Genomic DNA, 13,146 nt, shown 5'->3' with positions numbered 1-13,146 from the left:
CGAGCCCGCCGTCCGCCGCTCTCAGTGACCAGCGGCCAGCACTGCCGCGAGGCCCTCCTGCAGATCCTTGACGAAATACTCGGGCACCTCCAGTGACGGGAAATGTCCTCCGCGTTCGGGCGACCCCCATCGGACGATCCGTCGGTACCGCTCCTGCGCCCAGGGGCGCGGATACTTCTCGATGTCGCGGGGATACACGGTGATCGCTGCCGGGACGTCGACGCGAAGCTCGGGGTCCAGCGAGTTGTGGCTCTCGTAGTAGATGCGGGCCGACGATGCGCCGGTCCGCGTCAGCCAGTACAGGGTGACGTCGTCGAGGACGCGGTCTCTGGAGATCGTCTCGAACGGGCTGTCCTCGGTATCCGACCACTCGGCGAACTTGTCGAGGATCCAGGCGAGAAGCCCGACCGGTGAGTCGACGAGTGAGTAGCCGATGGTCTGCGGTCGGGTCGCCTGCTGCTTCGCGTACGCCGCGCGGTGGTGCCAGAAGTCGTGGGTCTCCTCGGTCCACCTGCGCTCGAGATTCGTCAGTCCTTCCGTGGACAGCCCGGGCGGCCCCTCCGCGAACGTCGTGTGGATACCGAGCACGTGCTTCGGGAACCTGCCACCGAGAACCGTGGTGATGTTGCCTCCCCAGTCACCGCCGTGGGCAAGGAAGGTGCGGTAGCCGAGCCTTCCCATCAGTTCCACCCAGGCGGCCGCGATCTTCTCGGTTCCCCATCCGGTGGTGGCGGGTTTGTCGCTGTAGCCGAAGCCCGGCAGCGACGGCACCACCACGTGGAACGCCGGCGCGTCCGCATCCTTCGGATCTGCCAGCTCGTCCACGACATCGATGAACTCGGCGACGCTGCCCGGCCAACCGTGCGTCAGGATCAGCGGCGTGGCATCCGCGCGCGCGGACCGGCGGTGCAGGAAGTGGATTCCCAGACCGTCGATGGTCGTGCGGAACTGGCCGATCCGGTTGAGGCGCTCTTCGAACGAGCGCCAGTTGTACCCGGTGCGCCAGTAGCTCACGAGATCGACGAGGTCGGCGAGGGGAACGCCCTGGTCCCACCGGCGCGGGTCGGGCCCGGCACGGTGGATCGTCTCGGCCTCCGGCAGTCGCGCCGCGGCCAGTCGCGCGCGCAGATCGTCGAGGTCGGCGTCGGTCGCGTGGGCCTCGAACGCTTGAACGTCGGTGGTTGGACGGGGCATGAGACCTCCTGGTCGTCGTGGAACCGGCTCGCACTCGCCCGGAACCGGCATAGACGGTTCTACCAGGCTGCCGAGCCGTCGCGCAACCGGCTAAGGTGGTTCCATGCATGCCGAGTTCCCTGACTTCCGCCTCGGCAGCGTGCTCGCAACCAGCTTCACGGCGACACTGACGGAGCGTCAGGGCAACCCTGTGGAGCGCATCCCCACGCCGCACCGACTCATCGACTGGCTGGCACTGAACGGCCTCGCCGTGGACTCCTGCACGACTGCCCAGCTCGACCTCGCCCGGGAGCTTCGAGAGTCGATTCACGCCGCCGCGACAGCGGCCGCGATCCAGGACACCATCCCGGCATCCTCTGTCCACGTCATCAATGAGCGCAGCGTCCAGGGTCGGGCGGCGGCCATCCTGACGTCCGACGGCAAGCGGCGGTGGCAGCTCACCTCGACCTCCGGCGTGGAAGACGCGCTCGGCGTGATCGCCGCCGACGCGATCAGCATCATCGCCGGCGAACGAGACGGGAGATTGGCGCTGTGCGCCTCACCGACCTGCCGGGCCGCCTTCTTCGACACCAGCCAGAGTCGCACCCGCAGATGGTGCGACATGAACACATGCGGAAACCGTCAGAAGAAGGCCCGGTTCAATGCCAACCGGCGCAACAGCCCCACATCAGCTGCGTGACCGGGTCCGGCGGGCAGGACCGCAGCGCGCGGTCATGACCCGAACTCGGTCCAGTGCCCTTCGGAGACCACCTCGACGGCGCCGTCGACGACCTTGATGGCCGTCTGTTCGTCGATTGCGTAGGCCGGGCCGCCGATGCCTGCAGCCCACCGCTCCGCGTCCGCCAGGGTGTTCTGCGGAAAGGCGTTCAGGTGCGGGAAGATCGAGAAGTCGACGACGCCAAGGGTGCGGTCGTCCGGAGCGGCCGGCCACTCGACGAAGTACTCCCCGATCCGGGGCGTCATCACCATGCTTCCGGCACTCACGCCCACCCAGACCATGTCGGGCAGCGAGGGCAGCAGCTCGGCCAGCCCGGACTCCCGCATCCAGTGGCTCAGGTACGTCGCGTCGCCGCCGTCGACGAGAAGCGCGTCGGCCTCCCGGACCCAGGGGACCCACCTCTCGGCGCCGATGGTGGGCAACGCGGTGAGCTCGAGGACGCCGAGCGACGCCCAACCAAGACCGGTGAAGTACTGGAAATCGGGTTCGGCGGCGACGAGGCCCCGCACCGATCTCGGACCACACATCGGGTGACCCCACTGCGCCGTCGGGACGCAGAGGGCGTGGCACTCGGCGACCGGCTTGCCGAGAAGCTGCTCGAGTGTCGAATGGATGCTCGGGTTGGTGACGCCGCCTGACGTGAGCAAGAGTTTCACGGTGCCTCCAGAGTTCGCGACGGATGGATGCACGGTCAGACCCGGGACCGCGCCGGAACTCATCGAAGGTCGGGCAGCTACCGCTCCGTGTGGCCGACGCTCACCCAAGGGCCGGCCGCGGCAGGGTGAGGATCTCGGCCCCGTCGTCGGTGATGGCGATCGTGTGCTCGCTGTGCGCGGTTCGGGATCCGGTCGCGCTGCGGAGGGTCCATCCGTCGGCATCGGTGACGAGTTCATCGGTGTCGGCCATGACCCACGGCTCCAGCGCGAGCAGCAGTCCGGGGCGCAGCCGGTAGCCACGGCCAGGGCGTCCGGTGTTCACGATGTGCGGGTCCTGGTGCATCGTCGACCCGATGCCATGGCCTCCGAACTCGGTGTTGATGGAGTACCCGGCCGCGGTCAGGACCGAGCCGATGGCATGGGAGATGTCGCCCAGGCGCGCGCCGGGTCCGGCGGCGGCGATCCCCGCGGTCAGTGCGCGCTCGGTCGCGTCGATCATCGCGACGCTCTCCGCGGGCCGGGCGTCGCCCACGATGAAGCTGATGGCGGCGTCCGATGCGATGCCTGCGTGGGAGACCGCGAGGTCGAGGGTGAGCAGGTCGCCGTCGGCAAGCGTGTAGTCGTACGGCATCCCGTGCAGCACGGCGTCGTTGACCGCCGTGCAGATGTAATGGCCGAACGGGCCACGCCCGAACGACGGTGCGTAGTCGACGTAGCAGGACTGCGCCCCGGCCTCGGCGATCATCGCCTCGGTCCAGCGGTCGATGTCCAGGAGGTTCGTGCCGACCAGGCTTCGGTTCTTCAGCGTCTGCAGCATGTCGGCGACCAGGGCGCCGGTGTGCCGTGCCTTGGCCATTTCGGTGGGTCTGAGGATCTCGATCATGTGGTGCCTTCCGGACGCTTCCAATAATTATCCCGGCCATATTATCCCGGTACTACTATTGGAGCCATGGTCAGGTTGCCACTCACCCCCGCAGAGGTCGAGCGCGGACGTCGCCTCGGCGCGCTGCTGCGCCGCGCCAGGGGCGAGCGCTCGATGCTCGAGGTTGCGCTCGACGCCCGTGTCTCACCCGAGACGCTGCGGAAGATCGAGTCGGGCCGCGTCGCGACCCCTGCGTTCCCGACCGTCGCCGCGATCGCCGACGTCCTCGGGCTCTCCCTCGATGTGGTCTGGGCCGAGGTCAACGAGCCCGACCGTGGTGTCGAGCACGACGGTCGCGGGATGCTGATGCCGACCGGATCCTCATCTCCCGACCGACGCGCGCCGATCTGACGGCAGCGGTCACCGCGAGTGCCTCGTCGCACCGGTTCCGGACCTGCGGGGCGGTGCGGTCAGGACGTCGGGGAGGTCGCGTCGGGACGTCCCGCGGATCGGTAGCCCGGGTGGACGTCCGGTGGAAGGTCATGACTCGCCGCGATCGTCGCCAGTAGCGAGCCGAGGGTGTGGCGCTCGGCGACCGTCAGGCCGCGCAACAGGTCCGCCTCGTGCGCCGCGCCGAGTTCGCGCATGTCCGTCAATACCGAGCGGCCGGCGGCGGTGAGGCTCAGCTCGTGGTGACGGCGATCGGTCTCGCTCCGGGTTCGCTGCGCCAGTCCCTTGCGCTCGAGGCCGTCGACGAGGGCGACCACCCGGCTCGGCCCGACGCCGAGTAGGTCCGCGAGTGCGCGTTGGCTGACCCCGGGGTGGGTCGCGATCAGTCGTAACAGTCCGACGTCCCCGGGCACGACGCCCAGCGTCGCGACTCGCTCGGCGAACCTGTCCGCCGCAAAGCCCCCCACCTGGGACAGCAGGAACGCGACGCGCTGCCCCGAAGCGCTGGTTCTCGGCGCTGATCCGTCGTCCCGATCCATGGCCTGAGTGTATCACTATCATGAATGATTCTGTGGTATGAATGATTCCCATAGAGCAACCAACTCGTCTCCTCCACAGATCCGAGAAGCCATGGCCATCACCGCACCCGCCCGCCCGCTCCGCCAAGGAGGGCCTCCGCTGCCACCCACGGCCATCGCCACCGTGGCGTTGGTGATGATGTCCTTGACCTTGCCCGCGGTGCTCAGCGGAGGGCAGACGTACCCCTCGCCATTCGGCGACGAGGGCGCGATTCTCGACTACTTCCGGACGAACCCGACGCCGGTGCTCGTCACCGCGCTGTTGCAGTTCGCCGCGTCGTTCCCACTGGCCATCTTCACGGCCACGGCATCCGTGCGCCTGAACAGACTCGGCGTTCGCGCCCCCGGCGCCACGATCGCGCTGGTCGGCGGCGTGCTGGCGGCCGGGGCGATGTCGATCTCGGCCATGATGACGTGGGCGCTCTCGCGGCCCGAGCTCGTCGAGCACGACGAGCTGGTCCGGATGCTGCACGATCTTGCCTTCATCTCCGGCGGACCGGCCTTCGTCGTGCCGAGCGGCCTGCTCGTCGCCGGTATCGCCGTACCCGGGCTGCTCGCCGGGCTGCTCCCTCGCTGGCTCGCGTGGGCGGGCCTCGTGATCGCCGGAGTCGCCGTGCTCGCGACGCTCTCCTTCGCCGTCCCCGCACTCGCGTTCCTGCTCCCGATCGCGAGGTTTCCCACCCTCGCGTGGCTCATCATCGTTGCCTTCCGCCTGCCCAAACACCGGGCACCGGCCAACCAGTCACCACAGCGAGGGGTCCCGGCATGACCGACGCCCAACTGGAGAAGCTCGTCCGCTTCCAGGACCCGGAACGGTCCCTGGGCTACGTCCGCACGATGGACGATCAGACCCGGGCCGCACTGTTCGGCACGACCGTCGGCGAGCTCCTGGCTGCCGAACGGGAACTGGATGACTCCAGGCGTGCCGCTGTCGAGTCGCTGGGCGCCCGCCCCGACGTGCGTGCCGCGTTGGCCGCCCTACCGCTGCAGCCCGGGCAGACGATCGTCGCGCTCGGCGAGAGCTCGACGGCGGACCGGCTCTCCTGGTTCGAACTCCTCGCCGGCCTGCTTTCCGCCGAGCGTCCGGACCTGGACCTGAACCTGCGGAATCTCTCCGTCTCGGGTGCCACCACGACGCAGACGCTCACCGCGATCGGGCAGGTCGCGCGAACGGGAGCGGACTGGATCCTGTGCATGCTGGGCGGCAACGACGCCCGGCGGTTCGACACCGCCGCAGGGCCGCGCCTGGTCAGCGAGCCGGAGACCGAACGGAACCTGCGCCTGATCCGCCGGCGCGCAGGCGGGGGGCGTGATCTCCGATGGGTCTGGCTGACGCCCACTCCGGTCGACGAAGCGAAGATCGCGGCCTACCCCTACTTCGCAGGAATGACCTGGACCAACCGGGATGTCTCGGCGCTCGCGGCCACCCTCGCGAGCACGGGGGATCTCGTGGTGGACTCAGGGCCGTCGGTCGGGGTTGATGAGCCGTATCTGGAGGACGGCCTGCACACGACCCTCGCTGCACAGGCGAACCTCGCCGCACACGTGCTCGTGGCGCTCGCCTCCGCACGCCGTTGAGATCAGGCCAGCCGTCGCCGCTCGTCCACGACGGCGATCACCAGCGCCACGGCCACGATGACCAGCACCACCCGCAGGCTCAGTGACATGGCGTGGTCGTAGTCGCCCGAGGCGGCGAGGGTCGAGAAGAACACCGCGGCGGTGGCGGCCACGCCCACCGAGGTGCCGACGCGCTGCCCGGTCTGCAGGGCGCCTGCGGCGACACCGGCGTGGTGCACCGGCACGTCGGCGAGGGTGAGCGCCTGGTTCGGGGAGATGACGATGCCGTTGCCGAAACCGGAGACGATCAGGACCGCCGCGATCCACCAGACGACCGATGCGCCGTCGAACAGGCTCACGAGCACGTCCGTGGCCGCGATCCCGATCAGCATCAGCACGATCCCGACCACGACGAGCCGCCGCCCGTACCGGTTCACCCACCGACCACCGAGCCAGGACGAGAGTGATCCGGCGAGCGCGAACGGGGTGAGCACCAGCCCGGCCTGCCAGGCCTCGAGCCCCAACCCGTTCTGCAGATAGAGGGTGGATACCAGGAAGATCCCGGTGAACCCACCGAAGTAGGCCATCCCGAGCGTCGCGCCGCGGATGTACGACGGCGTGTGCAGCAGGTCCGTGGTGATCACCGGTTGGCCGCCGCGCGCCTCGAGCCGACGTTCCCACCACCGGAACCCCACCAGGGCGAGCGCGGCCACGACCAGCAACCACCAGGGTGCGTCGGTGATCGAGCCCTCGGAGACCTGCACGAACGGGAACAGGAAGCTCACCACGGCGATCCCGAGCAGCACCAGCCCGGGCGCGTCCAGGCTGACCTTCGCCCCGCCGTCGCGGGCCGGCCGCACCCGTGGCAGCAGCCGCCAGGCGAGCACCAGTGCGACCAGACCCACCGGGACGTTGACCAGGAACACCGCCCGCCACCCCTGCTCCGGGCCGAACGCGGCGATCAGCGCGCCGCCCAGCAGCGGGCCGACGGCGGTCGAGAAGCCCACGGTGGCACCGAACCAGCCGAATGCGCGGCCGCGGTCCGGGCCGCGGAACAACTCCTGGATCATCGCGATCACCTGCGGGTTCAGCAGTCCCGCGGCGGCGCCCTGCAGCAGCCGGCCCACGGCCAGCATCGGCGCGGACACCACGAGCCCGCACAGCGCGCTGGTCAGCACGAACAGCGTCAGCCCGATCAGGAACATCACCCGCCGCCCGAACATGTCCCCGAGCCGCCCCGCGGGCACCAGCACCAGGCCGAACGCGAGCGTGTACCCGGCCACGATCCACTGCAGGTGGGACGGGCTCGCGGACAGGGCGCCCTCGATCGAGGGCAGTGCGACGTTCACGATGGAGACGTCGAGCAGGGTCATGAAGCCCGCCGTCAGGCAGACCGCGAAGGCCTGCCAGGGACGGCTCACGACGGCCGGTGGGGTGGTGGGCATCAGGGCTAGGTCTACCACGCAGCCCCGACGCCCGAGTCAGGTGCCCAGCCCGCGACCGGCGTGTCCCTCCCGCGCCCCCGCGCGGGCGCGGACAATGCAGAGGTGCCTCTCATCGACAACGCCGTGTACGTCGACGGCGCGCGGATCGCCGATCCCACCAGCCTGGACCAGACCTTCGAGTACCTGCGCGCCAAGGGCGGGCTCGGCTGGATCGGCCTGCTGCGGCCCACGGACGACGAGCTGACGACAGTGGCGGACGAGTTCGGGCTCCATCAGCTCGCTGTCGAGGATGCGCGCACCGGCCATCAGCGGGCGAAGCTCGACCGCTACGGGGACACGCTCTTCGTGGTGCTGCGGCCGGCCTGGTACGAGGACGCGACCGAGACGGTCGAGTTCGGCGAACTGCACGTCTTCGTCGGCCACGACTTCGTCGTCACCGTGCGCCATGGTGATGCGCCCGACCTGTCGCAGGTGCGGCGTCGGCTGGAGGCCGAACCGGACCTGCTCGCCCGCGGCGCCGAGGCCGTGCTGTACGCCATCCTCGATGAGGTCGTCGACCAGTACCAGCCGGTCATCCACGGTGTCGAGAACGACATCGACGAGATCGAGGACGCGCTCTTCAGCGACACGCGGATGGCGCTCTCGCGGCGGATCTACGAGCTCTCCAGGGAGGTCATCGCGTTCCAGCGGAGCACCCAGCCGCTGGCCGGCATGCTCGACGCGCTCCAGCGTGGCGGCGAGAAGTACGGCGTGGACGTCGAGCTGCAGCGTCTGTTGCGCGACGTCGCCGACCACGTCATCCAGGTGACCGACCGCATCGCATCGTTCCGCGCCATCCTGGCGAACGCGCTCACCGTGAACGCCACGATCGTCACGCAGCGCCAGACCGAGACCTCGCTCGAGCAGAACGACCAGGTGAAGAAGATCTCGGGCTGGGCGGCCATCCTGTTCGGACCGTCGCTCGTCGGCGCGATCTACGGCATGAACTTCGACCACATGCCCGAGCTGCACTGGGCGTTGGGCTATCCCTTCGCGCTCGCGCTCATGGCGGCGACGAGCCTGACCCTGTGGCGCATCTTCAAGTGGCGCAAGTGGATGTAGCGGGCCCTATCGCTCACGGATCACCAGCACATCCTTCGGGGCGAGCCGCAGCGTCTCACCGACGGTGATGACCCGCCCGGTGAGCACGTCCGTGCCTGCGACGTGCGCGGGCACCTCGACCGGTGCGTCGCCGTGCCAGAGCACGAACGTGTGGCGCACGCCGTCGCGTTCCCGCACGCACACCTCGAGGTCCGCGACGTCCGGGTGCGGCCCGAGCAGCCCGTACCGGGCGAGCGCCGCCTGGACCACCCAGGCGACGCCGTCGGCCGCCAGTTGCGTGCCCACGTACCAGGCCTCGCCCGACCGCCCGGCCCCGCCCCCGGCTGCCGTACCGGGCCGGTACCGGGTCACGGCCGGCTCGCCGACGTAGAAGTCCGCGCCGTAGGTGCCGATCACGTCGGCGCCCTCGGGCACGAGGACCTCCATCACCAACCGGCCGTCGGCGGTGAGCGAGCCACCGCCGTCGGGGTCGGTGAGGGTGACCGGGTTCGCGACGTCGGTCGGCTGGGCGTCCGTCTCGGCCACCCGCACCCCGAAAAGGGACGTGAAGCCGGCGGGGTCGTCGCCGAGGAAGGCGTTGTCGTCGGAGTCCACCCGCCCGGACAGGAAGGACGTGATCACGGTGCCGCCGCGAGCGACCACGGCGGCGAGCCGCTGCGTGAGGTCGCCCTTGATCATGTGCAGCAGCGGCGCGAGGACCACGTCGTAGCCGGTCAGGTCCGCGGTGACCGGGACCGCGTCCAGGCCCACGTTCGCGTCCCACAGCGCGCGGTGATAGCCCAGCACCACGTCCGGGTAGCGCACGTGCCGGTTCGGGCCGTCGGAGATCTCGGCCGCCCACCAACTGTCCCAGTCGAACAGCAGTGCCACCCGGGCCGGCGTGCGTGCGCCGAGCACCGCGTCGCCGAGGCGTTCGAGCTCGGCGCCGAGCGTGGCTGCCTCGGTGAACGCGCGGGTGTCCGTCCGTCCGGTGTGGTCGAGCAGGGCGCCGTGGTACTTCTCGCACGCCCCGACGGACTGGCGCATCTGGAAGTACAGCACCGCGTCCGCGCCGTGCGCGACCGACTGCCACGACCACAACCGCAGCACCCCGGGCCGCTTGACCGGGTTCACGTCCCGGCTCGCGGTGGTGGTCGGGGTCTGCTCCATCACCCAGAACGGGGCGCCGTCCTTGAGCCCGCGCATCAGGTCGTGCGTGAACGCCATCCGGGCCTGGGACTGCTCGTTCGGTGGGTAGTTGTCCCAGGAGGCGAGATCCAGGTGCTCGGCCCAGCGGTGGTAGTCGATCGGGCGGTACATGCCCATGAAGTTCGTGGTCACCGGGGTGTGCGGGTCGTGCTCGCGGATCGCGGCCTTCTCGTCGGTGAAGTTGCGCAGCATCGCGTCCGAGGTGAACCGGAGGTAGTCGAGCGTGATGCCCTGGAACGCGGTGTGGTTCGGTCCGCGCCAGTGCTCGGTGAGCGCGCTCGGTGGCTCGATCTCGTCCCAGTCCGTGAACGTGTGCGACCAGAACGTGGCGTTCCAGGCCTGGTTGAGCCGGTCCAGGCTGCCGTACCGCTCGCGCAGCCAGACCCGGAACGCGGCGGCGCAGTTGTCGCAGTAGCAGGCGCCGCCGTACTCGTTCCCGACGTGCCAGGCGATCAGGCCCGGGGTGCCCGCGTAGCGCTGCGCGATCCGTCCGGCCAGTGCGGCCGAGAGGCGCTGGAACACCGGGGAGCTCGGGCACGCGTTGTGCCGCTGCCCGTATCGGTGTCGGCGACCCTCGAAGTCGGTGCGGGTCACCTCCGGGTGCGCCTTCGCGAGCCACGGCGGCAGGGCCCCGGTCGCGGTGGCCAGCACGATCCGGCGGCCCTCGGCGACGATCCGGGCCACGATCGCATCCAGGGTGGTGAAGTCGTAGGTGTCCTCGGCGGTCTGCAGGTGCGCCCACGCGAACACCCCGACGGTGAGGGTGTCGATGCGGGCCAGCCCGAACGCGCGATGGTCGTCGGCCCAGACCTCCTCGGGCCACTGCTCCGGGTTGTAGTCGCCGCCGTAGGCGATCGCGGGCAGCTGGTGGTCAGCCATCGATGAAGTTCTCCTCGAGATGGTTGCGGACGGGACGCTCCCCACGCAGCAGCAGCCAGATCAGCGGGGCGGCGGCGAGCACAGGGAGCCAGTCGGATACGCCGAGTGCGGCACCCACGACGACCGCCACGAGCGCCGCGACGCCGATGCTCGCCATGGGCTTCGCGGTCAGGTAGTAGATGCTCAGCCGGGCGACGTCCCGGGTGCGCAGCTTGTACAGGGACGAGATCACCACGGCGTGGCCGCTGGCCACGATCAGTCCGAGCCCGACGGCGGCGCTCACCGCCCCGAGGACGGTGCGCAGGGCCGGTGGTCCGGTGACCGCGTCCAGGTTGGTCAGGTTGATGCCGATCAGCGTCAGCGCGGCGAGCGCGGGCAGCCACCAGCGCAACACGTCCCAGGCGCAGCGCCGGTAGCCGCGCAGGAAGTAGCGGGCCGGTTCGGGGTCGCCGTCCTCGCCGAACGCCCGCCAGGAGTACACGACCGCGCCGGTGGCCGGGCCGAGCGGCACCATGGCGAGGGCCATCAGCGGGATGTTGCTGGCATCCGGAGCGAGCAGGAGCAGCAGGACCAGGCCGGGCAGCGACGCGAGGACCCAGCACACCTCCAGGACCACGAGCCAGTGGATCACCGCGGCCACCCGGGAGATGGGTCGGCTGGAGAAGTCGCGCTGTGCCATGGACGTCATTGTGTCGCTCCAGGGTGGGTCGGCGGGTCGGCGGCTCGGGTCGGCGGGCTGGGGTCGGCCCGAGCCGCCGCCCGGCACCGGGGGTGGGGTGCCGGGCGGCGACGCAACGGGTGACTCGGGAGTGGCCGGATCAGCCGGTCGTGACGTCGGCGGCCTCGTTCACGAGGTCGACGTACCGGGACATCCCGGCCGCCTCGAGTTCGGCGACGTAGGCGTCCCACTCGTCGAGCGAGCGCTGACCGAGGATGAACGCCGCAGTGTTCTGCATGACGTTGTCCTGCAGGGCGGTCTGCAGCAGCGACGCCTGCTCGCGCTGCATCTCATCCATCGTGATCGCCGGCCCGCTCGGGGCGACGTCCTTCTCGTTCATCGCGTCCAGGAAGTCCACCACCTCCGGGCGCAGCATCGACTGGACCAGGTCCGCGGTGGCGCCGTGGTTGAGCATCCAGACGCCGTTGTGGAAGCCGTAGTCGGTGTTCAGCGCCTCGGGTGCGCCCGGGTTGAGGCCGTTGATGTCGATGGTCTCCACCAGGGTGCGGGTGCCGTCGGCGGCAGTGTTGTAGGTCTCGCCCTCCACGCCCCACTTGGCGAACTCGAGTCCCTCGTCGGAGAAGTACAGCCAGTCGACGAACTGCAGCATGGCAACGAAGTTCGGCGAGTCGGCCGCGTCGGCCGAGAACGCGATCCCGGACTCGAACCGGCCGCCGGTCCCGGCGTCCATGATGTTGCCGGCCGGACCAGCCGGCACGGTGAGGTAGCGCACCTCGGCCTCGGTGTTCCCGGCGTCGGCGAAGGCCTGGCGGTACCGCAGGATCTCCTGGTCGTTGACGCCGATCGCGGCGGACTGGCCGGAGGTGAACTTCGCGATGGCGGCGTCATCCTCCTGGGTGAGCGACTCCGGGTCCAGCAGCCCCCGCTCCACCAGGTCGGCGAAGTAGGTGACCAGGTCCCGGTAGCCGTCGGAGGAGCCGGTGTAGACGTACTCCTCGGCCTCGGGGTCCCAGATGACGCCGTCGCCGTAGCCCCAGCCGGCCTCCGTGCCGAAGTTTCCGGACGCCGCCTGCAGGGTGGCCTCCAGCGGCCCGTTCGCCGACCAGCGGTCGGAGTAGGGGTAGGCGAGTTCGGGGAAGGCCTCGTTGACGATCTCCAGCTGCTCGGTGAACTCATCCCAGGTCTCCGGGTCCTCGGTGATCCCGGCGGCCTCCCACAGGTCTGCCCGGATGGCGATCGAGTAGCCGGGCTTCGGGTTCTCGTGCAGGCCGGGCAGCAGGTAGTAGTTGCCGTCCTCCTGGCGGAGCAGGTCGAGGTCCTCCTGCAGGCCCCACTCCTCCACCTTCTCGGCGAAGTTCGGCAGGTAGTCGAGGTACTCGGAGATCGGCAGCACGGCGCCGCTGCCGGTGAACGGCTGGATGTCCGCGTTGTAGGTGGACGGGATCAGCATCGGGGCGTCACCGGCGCTGATCAGCAGCGAGCGGCGGTCGTTCCAGTCCGAGAGCGGCACGTTGACGAAGTCGAACGTGACGTTGTTGTCCGCCTCGAGGTGCTGCAGGATCGACCAGTCCTCATTGAACGGGTAGTTCGGGTGGTCGCGGTAGAGGAGGGAGAACTCGATCGGCTCGGTGGCTACGAACGTGGTGCCGATGCCGTAGTCCTCCATCGCGCCGACCATGTTGTCGTCGAGCTCGCCCGGCTCCGGGCCGTTCTCACCCTCGCCGCCGCCGTCAGAGCTGCACGCTGTGAGCGTGATGGCCAGCGCCGCGGTCAACAGGCCGGCGGCGGCCTTCCTTGCATTCCTACTCATTGTTTCCTCCGGGGTTGTGCGTCGTCGCA

Annotated in this window: 13 protein-coding genes; 5 read left to right on the top strand and 8 right to left on the bottom strand. The window is 69.8% G+C overall.

The window, feature by feature from the left end; genetic code table 11:
- Positions 1-21 precede the first annotated feature (21 nt).
- Complete coding sequence (locus KCQ71_RS19060) at positions 22-1,194, bottom strand: epoxide hydrolase family protein (protein ID WP_223408863.1); 1,173 nt, start codon at positions 1,192-1,194, stop codon at positions 22-24.
- 103 nt (positions 1,195-1,297) lie between these two features.
- Between KCQ71_RS19060 and KCQ71_RS19055 the strand changes: the two genes are divergently transcribed.
- On the top strand, positions 1,298-1,873 hold the full coding sequence (locus tag KCQ71_RS19055; protein WP_223408861.1) for a CGNR zinc finger domain-containing protein: 576 nt from the start codon (positions 1,298-1,300) through the stop codon (positions 1,871-1,873).
- Between the two features lie 32 nt (positions 1,874-1,905).
- Here KCQ71_RS19055 and KCQ71_RS19050 read toward each other — a convergent pair whose 3' ends face one another.
- Together KCQ71_RS19050 and map are read right to left on the bottom strand one after the other, a co-directional pair.
- The gene (locus KCQ71_RS19050; RefSeq protein ID WP_223408859.1) at positions 1,906-2,568 is read right to left on the bottom strand and encodes a Type 1 glutamine amidotransferase-like domain-containing protein; all 663 of its coding nucleotides are present in this window, start codon (positions 2,566-2,568) and stop codon (positions 1,906-1,908) included.
- Between the two features lie 100 nt (positions 2,569-2,668).
- Positions 2,669-3,451 carry a type I methionyl aminopeptidase gene (gene map / locus KCQ71_RS19045; RefSeq protein WP_223408857.1) on the bottom strand — a complete coding sequence of 261 codons (783 nt, stop codon included), beginning with the start codon at positions 3,449-3,451 and terminating at the stop codon, positions 2,669-2,671.
- 66 nt (positions 3,452-3,517) lie between these two features.
- Between map and KCQ71_RS19040 the strand changes: the two genes are divergently transcribed.
- Positions 3,518-3,841 carry a helix-turn-helix transcriptional regulator gene (locus KCQ71_RS19040; RefSeq protein ID WP_223408855.1) on the top strand — a complete coding sequence of 108 codons (324 nt, stop codon included), beginning with the start codon at positions 3,518-3,520 and terminating at the stop codon, positions 3,839-3,841.
- Positions 3,842-3,900: 59 nt separating this feature from the next.
- On the opposite strand, the gene KCQ71_RS19035 is transcribed toward KCQ71_RS19040, so the two are convergent.
- The gene (locus KCQ71_RS19035) at positions 3,901-4,419 is read right to left on the bottom strand and encodes a MarR family winged helix-turn-helix transcriptional regulator (RefSeq protein WP_223408853.1); all 519 of its coding nucleotides are present in this window, start codon (positions 4,417-4,419) and stop codon (positions 3,901-3,903) included.
- 91 nt (positions 4,420-4,510) lie between these two features.
- On the opposite strand from KCQ71_RS19035, the gene KCQ71_RS19030 reads away from it, so the two are divergent.
- Positions 4,511-5,227 (top strand): hypothetical protein, encoded by a 717-nt coding sequence (locus KCQ71_RS19030; RefSeq protein WP_223408851.1) that lies wholly within the window; start codon positions 4,511-4,513, stop codon positions 5,225-5,227.
- Positions 5,224-6,036 carry an SGNH/GDSL hydrolase family protein gene (locus KCQ71_RS19025; protein WP_223408849.1) on the top strand — a complete coding sequence of 271 codons (813 nt, stop codon included), beginning with the start codon at positions 5,224-5,226 and terminating at the stop codon, positions 6,034-6,036. The genes KCQ71_RS19030 and KCQ71_RS19025 overlap by 4 nt, the downstream gene beginning before the upstream one ends.
- Positions 6,037-6,038: 2 nt before the next feature.
- Here KCQ71_RS19025 and KCQ71_RS19020 read toward each other — a convergent pair whose 3' ends face one another.
- Entirely contained in the window at positions 6,039-7,460 is a 1,422-nt protein-coding gene (locus KCQ71_RS19020) for an MFS transporter (RefSeq protein WP_223408846.1), read from the bottom strand.
- Between the two features lie 102 nt (positions 7,461-7,562).
- On the opposite strand from KCQ71_RS19020, the gene KCQ71_RS19015 reads away from it, so the two are divergent.
- Complete coding sequence (locus KCQ71_RS19015; protein ID WP_223408844.1) at positions 7,563-8,561, top strand: magnesium and cobalt transport protein CorA; 999 nt, start codon at positions 7,563-7,565, stop codon at positions 8,559-8,561.
- Between the two features lie 6 nt (positions 8,562-8,567).
- Here KCQ71_RS19015 and KCQ71_RS19010 read toward each other — a convergent pair whose 3' ends face one another.
- The 3 genes from KCQ71_RS19010 to KCQ71_RS19000 form a co-directional block, all read right to left on the bottom strand.
- Complete coding sequence (locus KCQ71_RS19010; RefSeq protein ID WP_223408842.1) at positions 8,568-10,628, bottom strand: beta-galactosidase; 2,061 nt, start codon at positions 10,626-10,628, stop codon at positions 8,568-8,570.
- Entirely contained in the window at positions 10,621-11,307 is a 687-nt protein-coding gene (locus tag KCQ71_RS19005; protein WP_223408840.1) for a YesL family protein, read from the bottom strand. Before KCQ71_RS19005 ends, KCQ71_RS19010 begins: the two co-directional genes overlap by 8 nt.
- A 139-nt stretch (positions 11,308-11,446) precedes the next feature.
- On the bottom strand, positions 11,447-13,117 hold the full coding sequence (locus KCQ71_RS19000; protein ID WP_223408838.1) for an ABC transporter substrate-binding protein: 1,671 nt from the start codon (positions 13,115-13,117) through the stop codon (positions 11,447-11,449).
- Positions 13,118-13,146: the final 29 nt, after the last annotated feature.

The sequence above is a fragment of the Occultella gossypii genome (genome assembly GCF_019947135.1).
Lineage (GTDB): Bacteria > Actinomycetota > Actinomycetes > Actinomycetales > Beutenbergiaceae > Occultella > Occultella gossypii.
The sequence above is the reverse complement of the archived record's forward strand: the minus strand, read 5'-3'. Positions and strand labels throughout refer to the sequence as shown.